The sequence below is a fragment of the Kitasatospora sp. NPDC059817 genome (genome assembly GCF_042731835.1).
Lineage (GTDB): Bacteria > Actinomycetota > Actinomycetes > Streptomycetales > Streptomycetaceae > Kitasatospora.
In genome coordinates this window covers 1-17601 of sequence record NZ_JBHWIR010000158.1, presented here as the reverse complement: position 1 = coordinate 17601, position 17601 = coordinate 1, and the positions used below count along the sequence as shown (strand labels likewise).

16 protein-coding genes are annotated in these 17601 nt (G+C 72.4%); 10 read left to right on the top strand and 6 right to left on the bottom strand.

Annotation, left to right across the window (positions count from 1 at the left end):
- Positions 1-134: 134 nt before the first annotated feature.
- Positions 135-518, bottom strand: a complete 384-nt coding sequence (locus tag ACFV61_RS27220; protein ID WP_380342135.1) for a WhiB family transcriptional regulator — start codon at positions 516-518, stop codon at positions 135-137.
- Between the two features lie 313 nt (positions 519-831).
- Positions 832-1617 carry a DUF1707 domain-containing protein gene (locus ACFV61_RS27215; protein ID WP_244293381.1) on the bottom strand — a complete coding sequence of 262 codons (786 nt, stop codon included), beginning with the start codon at positions 1615-1617 and terminating at the stop codon, positions 832-834.
- A 145-nt stretch (positions 1618-1762) separates the two neighbouring features.
- Between ACFV61_RS27215 and ACFV61_RS27210 the strand changes: the two genes are divergently transcribed.
- From ACFV61_RS27210 to ACFV61_RS27200, 3 genes are all read left to right on the top strand, one after another.
- On the top strand, positions 1763-3430 hold the full coding sequence (locus tag ACFV61_RS27210; protein WP_063347981.1) for a fumarate hydratase: 1668 nt from the start codon (positions 1763-1765) through the stop codon (positions 3428-3430).
- 159 nt (positions 3431-3589) lie between these two features.
- The gene (locus tag ACFV61_RS27205; protein ID WP_063351171.1) at positions 3590-3862 is read left to right on the top strand and encodes a type II toxin-antitoxin system Phd/YefM family antitoxin; all 273 of its coding nucleotides are present in this window, start codon (positions 3590-3592) and stop codon (positions 3860-3862) included.
- A complete protein-coding gene (locus ACFV61_RS27200) occupies positions 3859-4119 on the top strand; it encodes a Txe/YoeB family addiction module toxin (protein WP_380494416.1) in 261 nt (86 codons plus the stop codon). The genes ACFV61_RS27205 and ACFV61_RS27200 overlap by 4 nt, the downstream gene beginning before the upstream one ends.
- A 57-nt stretch (positions 4120-4176) precedes the next feature.
- On the opposite strand, the gene ACFV61_RS27195 is transcribed toward ACFV61_RS27200, so the two are convergent.
- Entirely contained in the window at positions 4177-4935 is a 759-nt protein-coding gene (locus tag ACFV61_RS27195) for a GntR family transcriptional regulator (RefSeq protein WP_063347983.1), read from the bottom strand.
- Between the two features lie 197 nt (positions 4936-5132).
- On the opposite strand from ACFV61_RS27195, the gene ACFV61_RS27190 reads away from it, so the two are divergent.
- The gene (locus ACFV61_RS27190; protein WP_063347984.1) at positions 5133-5351 is read left to right on the top strand and encodes a hypothetical protein; all 219 of its coding nucleotides are present in this window, start codon (positions 5133-5135) and stop codon (positions 5349-5351) included.
- Positions 5352-5597: 246 nt separating this feature from the next.
- On the opposite strand, the gene ACFV61_RS27185 is transcribed toward ACFV61_RS27190, so the two are convergent.
- Positions 5598-5882, bottom strand: a complete 285-nt coding sequence (locus ACFV61_RS27185; RefSeq protein ID WP_063347985.1) for a hypothetical protein — start codon at positions 5880-5882, stop codon at positions 5598-5600.
- Between the two features lie 215 nt (positions 5883-6097).
- On the opposite strand from ACFV61_RS27185, the gene ACFV61_RS27180 reads away from it, so the two are divergent.
- The 3 genes from ACFV61_RS27180 (at position 6098) to ACFV61_RS27170 (ending at position 12273) form a co-directional block, all read left to right on the top strand.
- On the top strand, positions 6098-9073 hold the full coding sequence (locus ACFV61_RS27180; RefSeq protein WP_380494414.1) for a BTAD domain-containing putative transcriptional regulator: 2976 nt from the start codon (positions 6098-6100) through the stop codon (positions 9071-9073).
- Between the two features lie 471 nt (positions 9074-9544).
- Entirely contained in the window at positions 9545-10309 is a 765-nt protein-coding gene (locus ACFV61_RS27175) for a class I SAM-dependent methyltransferase (protein ID WP_079135650.1), read from the top strand.
- An 80-nt stretch (positions 10310-10389) separates the two neighbouring features.
- A complete protein-coding gene (locus tag ACFV61_RS27170; RefSeq protein ID WP_380494412.1) occupies positions 10390-12273 on the top strand; it encodes a SpoIIE family protein phosphatase in 1884 nt (627 codons plus the stop codon).
- A 50-nt stretch (positions 12274-12323) separates the two neighbouring features.
- Here the strand turns inward: ACFV61_RS27170 and ACFV61_RS27165 are convergent, their stop codons facing one another.
- Positions 12324-14510 (bottom strand): MMPL family transporter, encoded by a 2187-nt coding sequence (locus ACFV61_RS27165; protein ID WP_380494410.1) that lies wholly within the window; start codon positions 14508-14510, stop codon positions 12324-12326.
- Positions 14511-14665: 155 nt separating this feature from the next.
- Here ACFV61_RS27165 and ACFV61_RS27160 point away from each other — a divergent pair, with 155 nt between their 5' ends.
- Positions 14666-15289, top strand: coding sequence for a TetR/AcrR family transcriptional regulator (locus tag ACFV61_RS27160; RefSeq protein WP_063347989.1), 624 nt, complete (start codon positions 14666-14668; stop codon positions 15287-15289).
- Between the two features lie 21 nt (positions 15290-15310).
- Here the strand turns inward: ACFV61_RS27160 and ACFV61_RS27155 are convergent, their stop codons facing one another.
- Positions 15311-16261, bottom strand: a complete 951-nt coding sequence (locus ACFV61_RS27155) for a LysR substrate-binding domain-containing protein (protein ID WP_063347990.1) — start codon at positions 16259-16261, stop codon at positions 15311-15313.
- A 192-nt stretch (positions 16262-16453) separates the two neighbouring features.
- Here ACFV61_RS27155 and ACFV61_RS27150 point away from each other — a divergent pair, with 192 nt between their 5' ends.
- Together ACFV61_RS27150 and ACFV61_RS27145 are read left to right on the top strand one after the other, a co-directional pair.
- The gene (locus tag ACFV61_RS27150) at positions 16454-17005 is read left to right on the top strand and encodes a peroxiredoxin (protein WP_063347991.1); all 552 of its coding nucleotides are present in this window, start codon (positions 16454-16456) and stop codon (positions 17003-17005) included.
- A 3-nt stretch (positions 17006-17008) separates the two neighbouring features.
- Positions 17009-17551, top strand: coding sequence for an alkyl hydroperoxide reductase (locus ACFV61_RS27145; protein WP_063347992.1), 543 nt, complete (start codon positions 17009-17011; stop codon positions 17549-17551).
- Positions 17552-17601: the final 50 nt, after the last annotated feature.

Genomic DNA, 17601 nt, shown 5'->3' with positions numbered 1-17601 from the left:
CTACGCGGGGGGCCACCCGCGCGTTCGACTACGACCGCGCCACCTGACCCGGGCCACGCGCACCCGCGGCCAGGGCGGAAGCCCCCCCCGCCGTGGCCGCGGCGCGTCCGGCCCGGGGCACACCCGGAGCCCCGTCAGCCCGCTATCCGCCGCTGCCCCGCGACCACCCTGGTCGCCTCGCGCAGCTCCGACTCCCGGCGGCGGCGCCGGGCCAGCACCACCCGCCGCTCGGCGGCCGTCAGCCCGCCCCAGACCCCGTACGGCTCCGGCTGCGCCAGCGCGTGCTCGCGGCACTCCAGCAGCACCGGACACCGGGCGCACACCTGCTTCGCCTGCTCCTCGCGCGACAACCGGGCCGCCGTCGGCTCCTTCGAGGGTGCGAAGAACAGCCCCACCTCGTCCCGCCGGCAGGCCGCGCCGGTGTGCCAGGGGCTGTCCTCGCCCGAGGACGCGCCCTGGGCGACGGTCCGGGAGCCCTGGCCGCCCGGGGGGTGCGGCTGCGGACTGCGCTCCAGCAACTGCGCGGCGGCGACGGGCGAGGTGGTGCGGGACTCGATCGGATGCAGCACGGCCGTACTCCTGACGAGACTCTCGGACACGGGGAAGCTCGCTCCCCTGCCCGGCTGCGAGCCCCCGCTGTCCAACCCCGAGTCGGCCGCTGGGCCGCCTCCGGTGCGCAGCCGTACAAGAAGCGATGTGCGGAAGGAACTACCCCGCCCGCCCGCGATTCATGCACACTGCACGCAATCGACTACGGAGCGCACCGGAGACAACGCAGAACGCCCGGCCGGGAGTTGATCCCCGGCCGGGCGTTCGACCCGCCAACCCCGGCTACTCGGTGCCGAGTTGCTTGCGCACCCACTCCTTGAGCTTCTTGCCCCGGCGCGGCTTGGCCTCGCAGCCGCCGAACACCGCGACGCCCTTGACCCGGACCACCGGCGCGTACGGGTCCGCCGCCGTCTGCTCCTTGACGTCGAATCCGCCGAAGATGCCGACGCCGCCGCCGTGCAGGCTCACGTTCTCCGGCACCCGGATCTCGACGCCGCCGAACAGCGCCGTCACCTCGATCTCCACCTCGGGCGACTCGAACACGGCGTCGGTCAGGTCGATCTCCACCCCGCCGAACGCCGCGAACGCCTTCAGGTGCGACCCCACCCGCCAGCGGCCCTTGCGGGACGAGCCGCCGAAGATCGCCACCATCGACGGCGACTCCTGGCGCGCGGGCGGCAGCGCCGGCGTCACCGCACGCGGCGCCGGGGCCTCCAGCGGCGGCTTCTCGAACGACAGCGGCCGGTGGCCCGGCAGGTCCCTGGTCAGCGGCACCAGGTCGCCGAAGGTCTTGGCGGCGTACGCGGCCCCGATCCGGTCCGCGTGCTCGTCCGCGTCCAGCCGGCCCTCGGCGTAGGCGTCCCGCAGCAGCTCCGCGATCCGCTCGCGGTCGGCGTCCGACACCCGCATCTCCGCCTGCGCCACCGGGGCGTGCGACGGCTGGGTCTTCTGCTCCGGCAGCGGCCGGAGTTGCGGCTGCGGCTCGGGCCGGGTCTCGGGCTTGGTCATCGGTACGGGCGCCGGCACGGACGGCTGCCCCGGATCGTCCTGCGACGGCGAGTTGTCCACGGCCCAAGACTAGTCGCTCGCACGTGCGCCCGAGTGAGCCCGGTCACGCAGGCTGCCCTGTCCGCGTGCGACGCGGAGCCGGGTCCTACCCTTGAGGGTGCTTCGCCGACGCAGCCGGACCACTGGAAACCTAAGGACCGCCCCCATGGCTCCCACGCCAGACTTCGAGTACAGCGACCTGCTCCCCCTGGGCGCTGACCCGACCCCGTACCGCAAGCTGACCTCCGAGGGTGTCTCCACCTTCGAGGCCGGCGGTCGCACCTTCCTCCAGGTCGAGCCCGAGGCGCTGCGGCTGCTCACCGCCGAGGCGATGCACGACATCTCGCACTACCTGCGCCCCGCCCACCTCGCCCAGCTGCGCCGCATCCTGGACGACCCGGAGGCCAGCCCGAACGACCGCTTCGTCGCGCTCGACCTGCTGAAGAACGTCAACATCTCGGCCGGCGGCATCCTGCCGATGTGCCAGGACACCGGCACCGCCATCGTCATGGGCAAGCGCGGCCAGAACGTGCTCACCGAGGGCGGCGACGAGTCGGCCATCGCGCGCGGCGTCTTCGACGCGTACACCAAGCTCAACCTGCGCTACTCCCAGATGGCCCCGGTGACCATGTGGGACGAGAAGAACACCGGCAACAACCTGCCGGCCCAGATCGAGCTGTACGCCACCGACGGCGGCGCGTACAAGTTCCTCTTCATGGCCAAGGGCGGCGGCTCCGCCAACAAGTCGTACCTGTACCAGGAGACCAAGGCCATCCTGAACGAGGCGAGCATGCTCTCGTTCCTGGAGCAGAAGATCCGCTCGCTCGGCACCGCCGCCTGCCCGCCGTACCACCTGGCGATCGTGATCGGCGGCACCAGCGCCGAGTTCGCGCTCAAGACCGCCAAGTACGCCTCCGCGCACTACCTGGACAACCTGCCGACCTCCGGCGACGCCAAGACCGGCCACGGCTTCCGCGACCTGGAGCTGGAGGCGAAGGTCACCGAGCTGACCCAGAAGATCGGCATCGGCGCCCAGTTCGGCGGCAAGTACTTCTGCCACGACGTGCGGGTCGTCCGCCTGCCGCGCCACGGCGCCTCGCTGCCGGTCGCCATGGCCGTCTCCTGCTCCGCCGACCGCCAGGCGCTCGGCAAGATCACCGCCGAGGGCGTCTTCCTGGAGCAGCTGGAGACCGACCCGGCCAAGTACCTGCCGGACACCACCGACGAGCACCTGGACGACGACGTCGTGCGCGTCGACCTCGACCAGCCGATGTCCGCGATCCGCGCCGAGCTGTCCAAGTACCCGGTCAAGACCCGGCTCTCGCTCACCGGCACCCTGGTCGTCGCCCGCGACATCGCCCACGCCAAGATCAAGGAACGCCTGGACGCCGGCGAGGGCATGCCCAAGTACCTCCAGGACCACCCCGTCTACTACGCCGGCCCGGCCAAGACCCCCGAGGGCTACGCCTCCGGCTCCTTCGGCCCCACCACCGCCGGCCGGATGGACTCCTACGTCGACCAGTTCCAGGCCGCCGGCGGCTCCATGGTCATGCTCGCCAAGGGCAACCGCAGCAAGCAGGTCACCGACGCCTGCGCCGCCCACGGCGGCTTCTACCTCGGCTCCATCGGCGGCCCGGCCGCCCGCCTCGCCCAGGACTGCATCAAGAAGGTCGAGGTCCTGGAGTACGCCGAGCTCGGCATGGAGGCCGTCTGGCGCATCGAGGTCGAGGACTTCCCGGCCTTCATCGTGGTCGACGACAAGGGCAACGACTTCTTCCGCGAGACCACCGAGGGCCCGCTGATCACCAGCCTCCGGGTCCGCTCCAAGGAGTAACCGCCCCGGCCTCCCCAGCCGCCCCCGCCTCCTCAACCGCCCCGGCCGCGTTCGTCGCGACCGGGGCGGTTCTGCATGGACGCAATACACTGGCAGGTGGTACTCAGGACTCGTACCATGGCGGTACCGAGAACCGGTACGAACATGGAGGGCATGGCGATGGCGATCAGTGCGAGCGAGGCACGCACCCAGCTCTTCCCGTTGATCAAGAAGGTCAATGACGACCACGCCCCGATAAGGATCACCTCCAGAAGCGGGGACGCGGTCCTCATGTCGGCCGAGGACTACGACGCGTGGCAGGAGACGATCTATCTCCTGCGCTCTCCCGCCAACGCCCAGCGGCTCATGGCGGCCGTCGCCCGCGACAAGGCCGGCCACCCCGGCGTCACCAGGACCCTGGAGGAGTTGGAAGCCCTGGCGGGTGAGGTGTGAGGAGTGTCCACTTCGACCCGGACGCCTGGGAGGACTTCCTGTTCCGGCTCGGATCGAACCGGAAGATGGCTCAGCGGATCACCCGCCTGGTCGGCGAGATCCAGCGCGACCCCTTCAGCGGGATCGGCAAGCCCGAGCCGCTGAAGGGCGACCTGGCCGGCTACTGGTCACGCCGGATGGACGACGAGCACCGCCTGGTGTACCGGGCCGACGAGAAGGAAGTGATGATCCTCAAGGCCCGCTACCACTACCAGTAGCGACGCACCCCGCCCCGGCCGCGTTCGTCGCGACCGGGGCGGCCGCGTTGCGCGTGCTCACGCGTCGAAGTCGTACTCCAGGACGTAGGAGGCGGCGTCGAGGATCATCTCGTTGAGCTCGACGACCTGGCCCTCGTCGGCGAAGGCGGTGCGGCAGATCAGGATGACCGGGGTGCCCGCCGACAGCTCCAGGCGGGCCGCCTCCTCCGCGCCGGGCATCCGGGAGCGGACCTCCTCGCGGAAGTGGACGGGCTTCGCGCCGATCTCGGCCAGCCGGGCGTAGGTGCCGCCCGGGCCGGTGTCCTCGCGGGTGATGGCCGTGCCGGCGACCAGGCCGGCCGGCAGGTAGGAGGTCGACAGCAGCACCGGCTTGCCGTCCAGCACGAAGCGGCGGTGCCGTACGCACATCGACGCGCCCGGATCCACTCCCAGCACCCGGGCGACGTGCTCCGGCGCGCCCCGTTCGGTGACGGACACCTGGTCGACCACCAGCAGGCGGTTGTCGATGTCCGCCGACCATATCGACCGGCCCGAGCCCCACTGCCCCTGCGCCAGCCGCTGGATCCCGCGCCGGCGCAGCGGCCGGAAGTCCCGGACGAAGACCCCGGCTCCCCGGCGCGCCTCGGCGATGCCCTCGCTCTGCAGCACGCCGAGCGCCTGGCGGGCGGTCATCCGGGCCACGCCGTACTCGTCCATGAGGTCGTTCTCGCCCGGCAGCCGGTCACCCGCGCGGTACCGGCCGTCATCGATGGCCGCCTTCAGCGTGTCGGCGATCCGTTGGTACTTGGGCTGTTTGTCGCCACTGCTGCCGGTCATCGCCGCTCCCTCTCCCTCGGACAAATCGTAGGCGCGACCGCGGCGGACGGTAAGCGGCTACGACTGTTGACATCTCTAGAGATATTAGCTTCTCTAGAGATGCTGGGTAGTCGCCGAGCACCACACACACGGACAGCGACCAGGGCGCGGCCCCCACCCGGCGCCGCACCCGCACCAGAACAGCGAGGAGCAGTGCGGTGAGCACCCGTCAGCGCGACTCCGCGGCCTACCGGCCGCACGTGGGTGAACTCGTCCTCGACCGGAGGACCGGACGCACCGGCATCTACATGGACACCATCGGCGGGGAGCACTACCTGCGCCCCGAGGGCGGCGGCCTCGAATGGACCGCCGAACCCGGACGGGTCTCGCCCGTTCCCGGGCCCCGCGATTCAGCCGAATACGATCTTCCGCGCTAATTGCGGCAAAAAGCACGCAAACAGCAGCATTCCCACCCGCAATCCCCCCGAGTGAATCCGGAATTCCGGAACGCCCCGCACCCACCGTCGGGCACGTTACGGATATCGCCGGTCACCATGAGTGCACCACGGGCTGGATTCGGCCACCGGGCGGGCACCGGTGCCGAATGGGGCACGCCCAAAACCCACAGCGCCCCCGTGCCCGGACCGGGACACGAGGGGCACGGGGCCTACGGCCGGACCGGCTTACGGGTGGCCGGAGATCATGCCTTCCGGCTCGTACCGCTTGCCCGGCCCGCCCGTGGCCGGCGCGACGGGCTCCACCACGTGCGCGGCCTCGTCCCCGAACAGGTCGTTCTCGATCGCCGCCTTCTGCGCGTCGGACGGCGCGGTGTACTCGGTCGTGTTCGAGGACGCGGCCACCGCGTCCTCGACAGCCTTGCCCGCCTCCACAGCGACGGCCGGGGCATCCGTCGTCGCCGCGTTCTCGGGCGCCGACGCCACCGGGGTCTCGCTCTGGTCGTTGGCCATTGGGCGGCCGCCTTTCGGTCATCAAATGTGTCTCGCCCGACCTCCGTGGCACGGGCGTGCGGACAGTATCGTAGGGTTGATTAAATGTCCGATAAACACCGTGCGGCTTGCGCTGCCGTCCGGCAGAGTCGGGCGTCCGCCTAAGCTGAAGCACCACGGCGGACCGCCGAGCGCCCTTTCACGGAATCGACACCACAGGCCATCGGGGGACTTTCATGGAGTTTCGGGAGACGCCGCAGACCTCTGCGCTGCGCTTCCAAGTCCTCGGTCCGGTCCAGGCCTGGCTCGACGGCAAGCCCCTTTCCCTCGGATCCCCCCAGCAACAGGCAGTTCTGACCACCCTTCTGCTGCATTCCGGACGCCCGGTCACCACACAGGACCTGGTCGACGCGCTCTGGGGCGAGCGACACCCGGCCCAGGCGGTGGCGGCGCTGCGCACCTACGTCTCCCGCCTGCGCTCCGTCATCGAGCCCCGGCGGGAGGTGCGCCGGCCCTCCGAGCTGCTGATCTCGGTCGCCGACGGCTACGCGCTGCGCATCCCGGGCGAGGCCCTCGACCTGACGGTCTTCGAACGGCTCTCCGCCGAGGCCGCGGCCGCCCGGGCCGCGGGCGACAAGCACGAGGCGCACCGGCTGCTGGCACGGGCGCTGGACCTGTTCAGCGGCCGGCCGCTCACCGGCATCCCCGGCCCCTACGCCGACACCCAGCGGCTGCGGCTCGCCGAACGACAGGTGGCCGCCGCCGAGGAGCTGTGCGCCGTCGCCCTCGACATCGGCCTGCACGCCGAGATCGTCGGCGAGCTGAACAGCCTGACGGCCGAACACCCGCTGCGCGAGCGCCTGAGCGAGCTGCTGATGCTGGCGCTGTACCGCTGCGGGCGCCAGGCCGAGGCGCTCGGCGTCTACACCGACACCCGCAAGCTGCTGATCGAGGAGCTCGGGGTCGAACCCGGTGCCGGCCTGTCCGCGATGCACGCCCGCATCCTGGCGGCGGACCCGACGCTCGCCCTCCCGGCCGTACCGGCCCCGGTGAGCCGCGAGGACGGCCCGGCCGCTCCCCCGGCGCCCGCCCAACTCCCGGCCGACGTATCGGACTTCAGTGGCCGCACCGACCTGGTGAGCGACCTCTCGACGGTCCTGATGAACGCCACCGGCCAGGCCGTGGTGGTGACTTCACTGGCCGGCATCGGCGGGGTCGGGAAGACCACCCTCGCCGTCCACGTCGCCCACCGCGTCCGCGGCGAGTTCCCGGACGGGCAGCTGTACGTCGACCTGCGCGGCGCCGGCACCTCGCCGGCCGACCCGGTGGCCGTCCTGGGCGACTTCCTGCACGCGCTCGGCGTCACCGACAGCCCCGACTCCCTCGAACAGCGCGCCGCCCTCTACCGGTCGCTGCTCGCCAGCCGGCGGATGCTCATCCTGCTCGACAACGCGCGCGACGCCGAGCAGATCCGGCCGCTGATCCCCGGCGTCTCCGGCTGCGCCGTGCTCGCCACCAGCCGCTCCCGGCTGGCCGGCATCCCGGGTGCGCAATTGTTCGACGTCGAGGAGCTGACCCCGAACGAAGCGCTGGCGCTGTTCTCGGCCATCGTCGGCGAGCAGCGGGTCGCCGCCGAACCGGAGGCGGCCATGCAGGTGGTCACCGCCTGCGGGTTCCTGCCGCTCGCCGTCCGCATCGCCGCCGCCCGGCTGGCCAGCCGTCCGCGCTGGAGCGTCTCCGACCTGGCCAGACGGTTAGCCGACCAGCGGCGGCGACTGGACGAACTCCAACTCGGCAACCTCGCCGTGGAGACCACCATCGGACTCGGCTACGGCCAGCTCTCGGCGGACGAGGCCCGCGCCTTTCGGCTGCTCGCCCTGATCGACTCCCCCGACATCCCGCTGCCCGCCGCCGCGGCGCTGCTCGGCGCGAACGAGTACACCGCCGAGGACCTCGCCGAAGCGCTGGTCGAGGCGAACATGCTGGAGTGCTTCACCCCCGGCCGCTACCGCTACCACGACCTGCTCCGGCTCTACGCCCAGCGGCAGAACGAGCGGATCGGCGACACCACGGAGCAGGAGCGGGCGGTGCTGCGCCTGCTCGACCTGCTGATCCCGACCGTCCGCAACGCGGCCCAGGTGATCGAGCCCGACGACCAGCTCCCGGAACCGCTCAACCCCTTGGGCTCGTCAGGCCTGGACCTGCCGACGAGCCAGGACGCCCGGCAGTGGCTGCGGACGGAGATCACCTTCCTGCTCAGCGCCGTCGAGGCGGCCGTGCGAGGACCGGACTTCGTGCTGCGCCCGGCCGTCGACCTGCTGATCGTCCTGAACAGCCTGGTCACGGATCCCACGCACGGCTCCCGGATGCGCCGGTTCCTGGTGACCGCCGAGCGCAACGCCACCGCCTACGGAGACGCTGCCGCCCTGGCCCGGGTGCACTTCGCCTTCGGCACGCTGCAGTCGATCACCAATGACTTCCAGGGCGCCGAACAGTCGCTCCGCAAGAGCCTGAGCCTTCAGCGCTCCGACGACATGACGATCCTGCGGTCGGCGGCGAGCAACGACCTGGGGATCATCCTCAGCCTGACGAACCGCCCCGCCGAGGCCATCCCGCTCTTCGAGCAGGCCCTGGGCATCAGCCGGGTGGTCCGCGTTCCGATCAACGAAGCCCGGCTGCTCGGCAACATGGCGCGGGCACAGCTCAAGCTGGGAGACACCGAGACCGCTGTCCGCTCGGTCATCGAGGCGGTGGCGACGGCCCGGACGTCGAGCAACGGCCCCTGCCTCGCCGACACCCTGTACCAGACCGGTGTGGTGCTCGCCTCCACCGACGAGCCGAGGGCGGCGGTGGGCTACCTGCGAGAGGCCCACCAGCTGTTCCAGGCCCAGCAGAATCCGCTCTGGGAGGGCTACACCCTCGCCCGCCTGGCCTCCGCCCTGCTCGCCGCCGGACAGCACGCCGAGGCGGCCGAGGCGGCCGGCGAGTCGCTCGTGATCGCCCAGGAACTGGACGCCGCCTACTGCCAGGGCCTCGCGAACGCCACCCTCGGCGAGGCGCTACTGGCGCTGGCGCAGCCCGCCCGCGCGCTCGCCTGCCTGCGCGAGGCGCACGCGATCTTCACGCGGCTCGGTGTGCCGGAGGCCTCCCCCGTGGCGGACCTCATCTCCCAACAGCACACCGAGCCTCCCCCATCTTCCCCAGCGCCGTAGGTCTCCGCCCCCCGGCAGAGCCCCTACCCCCGTTGTGCGCGTCGGCGCCCCCGCAGCCCCCCGGCTGCGGGAGCGCCCTCAACGCTTCCCCGGCGCTGGACTCCACTCTGCACTCCGGCGATTGACGTTCGATAAACGCCCGACGGCCCGCCCTCGGCCCGGCGAAACCGCAGGTCAGCCGTTCCACCACGGCGCGCCATGCGGCGCGCGGAGCCCGCGCGCACCACCCCCGCCCGCACCGTCGTGCTTCCGCAACCCCGTCCACACCGGCCCAAGCATGACGAGTTGGCTGGAAAGGGACCCCATGGCGCAGAGATCACGCATATTCTCAGATGCCAGTACACACACGAGTGTCTGCCGGCAACGTGTGGGCCGGCGAGGCAGGACGGGCGCCGGGGCGGACGGCATCCCGCTCCCGTGCGGCCGCGTGCAGCCGGCCGGAGGCCACGGGTGGAAGGGTGCCTCTCAATCGTGACGACCGGACAGATATCCGACTCGTTCCCCGTCGACGAGGACGCGGGAGACGACGGGCCCGACGTGCGGCGGCGCCGGGCGGCGCGTGCCCTGCAAGCCGTCGCCTTCGACACCATCGGTGCCGGGTACGGCGAGGCGTTCCCGGCCAAGGACGGGCAGCTGGCCTGCGGACGGCAGCTGCTGGCCGAGCTCGAACCCGGCGCGCGAGTGCTGGACGTGGGCTGCGGCACCGGGGACCCGACGGTCCGGCAGCTGGTCGCGGGCGGGCTGCGGGTGACCGGGATAGACCTCTCGGACGTGATGCTCTCGCTGGCCCGGCAGGCCCGGTTCCCGGGCGAACACCCGCCGGAGTTCCATCGGATCGACCTGTTCGATCTGGCCACCGAGCGCGCCGGGCAGGTCTGGAACGCCCCCGGACTGGGACCGCTGGGCAAGGACGGGTTCGCCGCCGTCACCGCGTTCTTCTCGCTGATCCTGCTGCCGCAGGACGAGATCCCGACCGTGCTCGCACGGCTGCGCGAACTCCTCCGGCCGGGCGGACTGCTGGCGCTCGGTATGGTCGAGGCGGATCTGGATCACGTTCCGCTTCCGTTCCTTGGCAGAGAGCTGCGGATCAGTGGGTACCTGAGGGAGGATCTGGAGCGGGTTCTCGTCACGGCGGGCTTCACCGTCGAGGAGTGCTCGGGGCATCCGTACGCGCCGGCCAGCACCACGCTGCCGCCGGAGGAACAGCTGTTCCTGTGCTGTCGACGCGTCGGCTGACCCACCGGACGGCAGCAGGGCCCGCCAGCAGGACACCGCAGACCACCACAGAGACCACACCGAATCCAGGACAGGCAGCCGTGCGCGACCAGCTCAAGACCGAGGGCGGACAGCCGCCTGCCGTCCCGGGCCAGCGCGGCCTGCCCCTGGCACCAGCTTCAGCACCGGTGCCGGCACCGGCACCGGCACACCAACCGACCGCGCGCCCGGAGCGCGAGGACGTGGCGGGCCGGCTCGGCTACCTCGACCTGGCCACCCGGCGGATCAACAGCGCGCTCGACCTGTCCGCGACGCTGCGCAACATCGGCCGGGTGCTCGTCCCCACGCTGGCCGACGCCGCCGTGGTCCACCTGCGCGATCCGCTGCCCAACGTCGAGCGCGAGCCCGGCTTCCCGGACGAGCTGCGGATCCACCACAGCACCGGCACCCGGATCGGACGGCGCGGCCGGCCCAGCGGAGCAGACGACCGGCACCGCTCCCGGTACGGCTCCCGCTCCACCGCCGACACCGGCCCCGCCACCCCGGTGACCCGCGGCGGGGCGCTCGCGCACGCCCTGCTGAGCCGCCGCCCCGCCGAGTCCGCGGTGCTCGGCGCGCCCGGCGCCGAACGCACCGAGGCACTGCTGCGTGAGCTGTACGGCACCCGCGGGCTGGCCCGGCTGGCCGCGGGCACGTCGGTGCTGGCTCTGCCGCTGCGCGGCCGCAAGGCCGTGCTCGGCCTGCTGGTGCTGATCCGCCGCCCTCCTGAACGCACCGGCCGGCCCGCCTTCGACGCCGCCGACACCGCGACCGCCGCGCACCTCGCCACCCAGGCGGGGCTGGCGGTGGACACCGCCCTGCGGTACGCCCGCGAGTGGGAGATAGCCAACGAACTCCAGCGCAGCATGCTGCCGTTGCGCCTGCCGCAGCCGCACGGCGTGCGCCTCGCCCAGCGCTACCTGCCGGGCGAGCGCGGCGCGCAGGTCGGCGGCGACTGGTACGACGCCGTGCCGCTGCCCGGCAACCGGGTCGCCCTGATCGTCGGCGACGTGATGGGCCACTCGCTCACCTCGGCCGCCATCATGGGCCAACTGCGCACCAGCGCCCAGACCCTGGCCGCCCTCGACCTGCCCCCGCACGAGGTGCTCTACCACCTGGACGAGCAGGCCCAACGGCTCGGCCGCGAACAGCACCTGGCGACCTGCGTGTACGCGGTGTACGACCCGATCGCCAACCGGGTGGTGCTGGCCAACGCCGGGCACGTCCCGCCCGTCCTGGTCCGGCCGGACGGCACCGCCGAGTTGGTGGAACTGGACTCCGGGGCCCCGATCGGGGTCGGCGGGGTGGACTTCAACTCGGTCGAGCTGCCCGCCCCGCCCGGCTCGGCCCTGCTGCTGTTCACCGACGGCCTGGTGGAGACCCGCAGCCGCCCGATCAGCGACGGCCTGGAGGTGCTCCGCGCCCGGATCGCCGCCGCCCGCTGGCAGTCCCCCGAGCAGTTGTGCCAGGAGGCGCTGCGGATCCTGCCGCCCGGCGACCGCGGCGACGACATCGCCCTGCTGGGCGCGTGCTTCGACGGCATCCCGGCCGGGGACGTCGCGCACTGGTACCTCCAGCCGCGCAACGAGACGCCCGGCCGGGCCCGCCGGCTGGCCGCCCACACGCTGCGCCGCTGGGGGCTCGGCGAGCTCAGCGAGGCGACCGAGCTGATGATCAGCGAGCTGGTGACCAACGCCGTCCAGCACGCGACCCGCCCGGTCACCCTGAGCCTGGTGCGCACCACCCGGCTGCGCTGCGAGGTCGGCGACGACAGCCCGCTGCTGCCGCGGCCGCGCCGTACCGGGCCGGAGGACGAACGCGGTCGCGGCCTGCAGATAGTGGCCCGGTGCGCGGACCGCTGGGGCGCCACCCGGCTGGGCACCGGCAAGGTCGTCTGGTTCGAGCAGCGACTGCCCCAACCGCCCGTCGAGCCGCGGCTGCCGTAACCGGCCGCGGGCGCCCGACGGGAGCGGCCCGCCGGGCGCCCGGGAGCGGTTCAGACCCCGGCGGGCTCCTTCGCCTGCTGCTCCGCCGGCTCCAGCCGAGCGATCAGCTGCTCGCCCTCCATGTCGACCCTCGGCACGACCTTCTCCAGCCGCTTCGGGAACCACCAGGCGGCCTTGCCGAACAGCGCCATCGCGGCCGGCACCAGCGCCATCCGCACCACGAAGGCGTCCACCAGCACGCCCACCGCGAGGGCGAAGCCGATCGGCTGCACGATCGGGTCGTGGCCGAAGACGAACGAGCCGAACACCGACACCATGATCAGCGCCGCCGCCGTGACCACCCGGGCGCCGCCGCGCACCCCGGCCACCACGGCGTCCCGCGGCGCCTTCCCGTGGACGTACTGCTCCTTCATCCCGGAGACCAGGAACAGCTCGTAGTCCATCGCCAGCCCGAACAGCACGCCGATCAGCAGGATCGGCACGAAGCTCACCACCGGTCCGACCTTCGGCACGTCGATCAGGCCGTCCAGCCAGCCCCACTGGTAGACCGCGACCACCGCGCCGAGCGAGGCGGTGATGCTGAGCAGGAAGCCGGCCACCGCCTTGAGCGGGACGAGCACCGAGCGGAACGCCAGCGCCAGCAGCACCACCGCGATGCCGACGATCACCGCGAGGAACGGCGGCAGTGCCTGGCCGAGCTTGGTGGAGACGTCGATGTTGGCGGCGGTGGTGCCGGTGACGGCGATGTCCGCGCCGGTCGAGGTCTTGAGCGGCGCGCGCTGGTCGCGGATCTCGTTGACCAGTGTCCTGGTGCCGGCGTCGTCCGGTCCGGTCTGCGGGATGACGGTGAGCAGGGCGGTGCGACCGGCCTGGTCGACGGCCGGGGGCAGCAGTGTCCGCACGCCCGGCAGGGTCTGCAGCCTGGCCGCCACCCCCTGCACCGCCTGCTCCGGCTGCGGCGCGCCCCCGGCGTCCACGACGACCACCAGCGGCGCGTTGAAGCCCGGCCCGAAGCTCTCGCCGACCAGGTCGTAGGCCTTGCGCGCATCGGTGCCGGCGGCCTGCGAACCGCCGCCCGGCAGGCCGAGCTGGAGGCTGGCGGCGGGCACCGCGAGCAGGCCCAGTCCGGCCAGTCCGACGAGCAGCACGGCCAGCGGGCGGCGGACCACGAAGCGGCCCCAACGCTCGCCCAGGGTGGTGCGGCCGCCGGTGCGCAGCGCCCGCTTCCAGACCGGCAGCCGGTCGATGGCCCGGCCGGCGAAGCCGAGCAGCGCGGGCAGCAGCGTGATCGCGACCAGGACGGCCACCACGACGGCGCCGGAGGCGGCCAGGCCCATCACGGTCAGGAAGGGGACGCCGGCGACGGCGAGCCCGGCGAGCGCCACGACGACGGTGAGGCCGGCGAAGACGACGGCGCTGCCGGCGGTGGCGGTGGCGCGGGCGGCGGCCTCGTCCGGCTCCAGGCCCTCGTCCAGGTGGCGGCGGTGCCGGGAGAGGATGAACAGCGCGTAGTCGATGCCGACGGCGAGACCGACCATCAGGGCCAGCACCGGCGCGGTGGTGATGATCTCGAACGAGCCGGACAGCGCCATGATCGCGGCCATCGCCACGCCGACCCCGACCAGGGCGGTCAGCAGCGGCAGCCCGGCGGCGACCAACGAGCCGAGGGTGATCACCAGGACCACCCCGGCGATGGCCAGACCGATCGCCTCGCCGCCGTCGACCTGCGCCATCCGGTTGTACGCGTCGCCGCCGAAGGCGACGTCCAACCCGGCCGCGCGGGCCGGTTCGGCGGCGGCCTTGACGGCCTCGCGCTGCTGGTCGGTGACGTCGGCGAGCTTGTGGTCGAAGGAGACCAGGGCGATAGCGACCCGGCCGTCCGGTGAGACGGCGTGGGTGGCGTACGGGTCGGGCACCGCGGCCACGCCGGGGACGGCGGCGATCCGGGCGACCGTCTCGCTGACCGCCCTGCCCGCCTCGGGCGTGGTGGCGCCGCCGGGCGCGGGGGCCGCGAAGACGACCTGGGCGGAGCCGTGGCCCTGCTCCGGGAAGGTGTCCTTGATCCGGTCCAGGGTGGTCTGCGCCTCGGTGCCCGGCACCTTGAACTCGTCGCTGGTCTTGCCGGCGAAGGCACCCGCGGCCCCGCCGATCGCGATCAGCACGGCGATCCAGACCGCCAGCACCGCCCGCCGTCTCCGGAAGCAGTAGCGGCCCAGTCGGTAGAGGTACGCGGCCATGGGTGACCCCTCGGTCAGATCGTCGGGCAGGCAGGTGCCTGAACAGGTCGCGGTCCACCGTACGCGCAACCTTGTCAGGCGACAAAGTTAGTCGACAGAATCGAGCGACAGAATCTCTCGACGCAGTTGTCCGACCATGGCGATACCCTGGCTGGATGGCTCATGTCCCCGCCTCCGAACGCCGACCGCAACTGGTCCAGGCCGCCCTCGACCTGATGACCCGGGAGGGGGTCGCCGCCGGCAGCACCCGGGCGATCGCGGCCGAGCTGGGCGTGGCGCAGGCGACGGTGCACTACACCTTCGGCACCAAGAAGGACCTCTACCGGGCCGTCGTCGAGCAGCTGACCGCCGAGTTCATCGGCCACGTCCGCGCCGCCTACCCGGGCGACGGCTCCTTCGGCGAGCAGGTCGCCACACTGGTCCACGCGCTCTGGGAGAGCTCGACCGGCACGGACGGGCGCTGCCTGCTGCTGAGCGAGTTCGCGGCGCTGGCGATGCGCGACCCGGACCTCCAGGAGATCATGCGGGCGCTCCAGCACGGGATCGAGCGCACCGCAGCGGAGATGCTCACCACCCTCGCCGAGGCGCACGGCCTCGAACTGGCCACGCCCGCCGAGGAGATCGCCGTCCACTTCCTCACCGGCTTCGACGGCCTCACCGACCGTTACCTGGCCCTGCGCGCGCCCGGCGAGCAGCCCGACCACGGCACCCTGCGGGCCCTGGACCTGCTGGTGGCCACCACGGTCGGACTCTGCCTCGGCGCCCCGGCGAAGCCGTAGGCGCCGAGGCACGCGCACGCCCTAGGAGGCGATCCGGACCGGGAGTTCGGCCAGCACCTCGCGCAGCGCGGCCGCGAAGCGCTCGTACTCGGCGCTGCGGGCCGAGCCCGGGCGGGTGGCCAGCCCGATCCGGCGGCCGGGGGTCGGGGCGGCGAAGCGGACGGCGGCCAGCCGGTCGGTGCGGCCGGCCTCGACGTCCAGCGCGGTGGCGGGCAGCAGCGTCACCCCGAGGCCGCCGGCGACCAGCTGGACCAGGGTGGACAGGCCAGCCGCGCGGGTGGTGGAGCCCCCGGGATCGGCGCCGACCTCACGGCAGATGTCGAGGGCCTGGTCGCGCAGGCAGTGGCCCTCCTCCAGCAGCAGCACGTCCAGGTCGAGCAGCACGTCGCGCGGGACGTCGATCCGCCCGGCGAGCGGGTGGTCGGGCGGGGTGACCAGGACGAAGTCCTCGTCGAACAGCGGGATGTCGCGGGTCGGCGAGGTGCCGCCGGCCGGGAGCGCGAGCAGCAGGACGTCCAGCCGCCCGGCGGCCAGCCCCTCCAGCAGCGCGGGGGTGCGCTCCTCGTGGACGTGCAGTTCCAGCTCCGGGAAGCGGTCGCGGACCAGCCGCAGCACGGTGGGCAGCAGGTAGGGCGCGACGGTCGGGATGACGCCGAGGTGCAGCGGCCCGGTGAACGGGCGGCGGGCGGCCTCGACCTCCTCGGTGAGGGCTTGCAGCGAGGCGAGCACCCGGCGTGCGTGCTCGCGCACGCGCTCACCCAGGGGAGTGATAATCACCCTGCGCGTCGTACGCTCGACCAGCTGCGCGCCCAGCGACTCCTCCAGTGCCGCGACCGCCCCGGACAGGGCCGGCTGGCTGGTCCCGGTGGCGGCGGCGGCCTCCCGGAAGTGCCGGTGCTCGGCGACCGCGAGGAAGGCCTTGAGCTGGGCGACGGTCGGCGCCCGGGGGCTGCGGACTGTGGCGCTCGCCACAGCGGCCTCGGGTTTGGCGGCGGCACCCCTGCGGGGGCGGGGCCGCGACGTGGGCGGTTCGGTACTGATAGCCATCTCCGATCAGACACATCAAGTGTAGCTATTTCCCTGATCAGTCCACGATGTGGAACCGTAGGACGTGTCCGGAATCCGGACAAAACTCCCCTCAGTCTCACTTCAGGAGAAGCGAACGTGCTCACGATCGGTGACAAGTTCCCCGAGTTCGAACTCAACGCCTGCGTCGACCTGGACGCCGCGAACGCCTTCGCCGAGATCAACCACAAGTCCTACGAGGGCAAGTGGAAGATCGTCTTCTTCTGGCCGATGGACTTCACCTTCGTCTGCCCGACCGAGATCGCCGCGTTCGGCAAGCTGAACGACGAGTTCGCGGACCGCGACGCCCAGATCCTCGGCGTCTCCGGCGACTCCGAGTTCGTGCACCACGCCTGGCGCAAGGACCACAAGGACCTGCGCGACCTGCCCTTCCCGATGCTGGCCGACGTCAAGCACGACCTGATGCGCGCCTGCGGCGTCGAGGGCGCCGACGGCACCGCCCAGCGCGCGGTGTTCATCGTCGACCCGAACAACGAGATCCAGTTCGTCATGGTGACCGCCGGCTCCGTCGGCCGTAACCCCAAGGAGGTCCTGCGGGTGCTGGACGCCCTGCAGACCGACGAGCTGTGCCCGTGCAACTGGACCAAGGGCGAGGACACCCTCGACGCCCAGGCCCTGCTGGCGGGCTGACCCATGGCCCTCGACGACCTGAAGGCCGCCCTCCCGGACTACGCCAAGGACCTCAAGCTCAACCTGGGCTCGGTCATCGGCAACTCCGACCTCCCCGCCCAGCAGCTCTGGGGCACCGTGCTGTCCTGCGCGATGGCCACCCGCAGCGCCGCCGTGCTGCGTGAGCTGGAGCCCGAGGCCAAGGCCAACCTCTCCCCGGAGGCATACACCGCCGCCAAGGGCGCGGCCGCGATCATGGGGATGAACAACGTCTACTACCGGACGCTGCACCTGCTCTCCGACAAGGAGTACAGCACGATGCGGGCCGGTCTGCGGATGAACATCATCGGCACCCCGGGCGTCGAGAAGGTCGACTTCGAGCTCTGGTGCTTCGCCGTCTCGGCCATCAACGGCTGCGGCCAGTGCCTCGACTCGCACGAGGCCGTGCTGCGCAAGGCCGGTGTCGAGCGCGAGGTCGTCCAGGCCTCGATGAAGATCGCCGCCGTCCTCCAGGCCGTGGCGGGCGTCCTCGACTCCGAGGCCGCCCTCGCCGCCGCCGGCGCCTGACGGACCCCGCACCAACGCCGACGGGCCCTCCCGGACACCATGTCCGGGAG

Bases quoted from the DNA above. Each gene is read 5' to 3' on its own strand.
- ACFV61_RS27205 (WP_063351171.1), top strand. From the start codon at position 3,590: ATGGCGATCAGTGCGAGCGAGGCACGCACCCAGCTCTTCCCGTTGATC.
- ACFV61_RS27180 (WP_380494414.1), top strand. From the start codon at position 6,098: ATGGAGTTTCGGGAGACGCCGCAGACCTCTGCGCTGCGCTTCCAAGTC.
- ACFV61_RS27195 (WP_063347983.1), bottom strand. From the start codon at position 4,935: ATGACCGGCAGCAGTGGCGACAAACAGCCCAAGTACCAACGGATCGCC.
- ACFV61_RS27145 (WP_063347992.1), top strand. From the start codon at position 17,009: ATGGCCCTCGACGACCTGAAGGCCGCCCTCCCGGACTACGCCAAGGAC.
- ACFV61_RS27210 (WP_063347981.1), top strand. From the start codon at position 1,763: ATGGCTCCCACGCCAGACTTCGAGTACAGCGACCTGCTCCCCCTGGGC.
- ACFV61_RS27165 (WP_380494410.1), bottom strand. From the start codon at position 14,510: ATGGCCGCGTACCTCTACCGACTGGGCCGCTACTGCTTCCGGAGACGG.
- ACFV61_RS27160 (WP_063347989.1), top strand. From the start codon at position 14,666: ATGGCTCATGTCCCCGCCTCCGAACGCCGACCGCAACTGGTCCAGGCC.
- ACFV61_RS27185 (WP_063347985.1), bottom strand. From the start codon at position 5,882: ATGGCCAACGACCAGAGCGAGACCCCGGTGGCGTCGGCGCCCGAGAAC.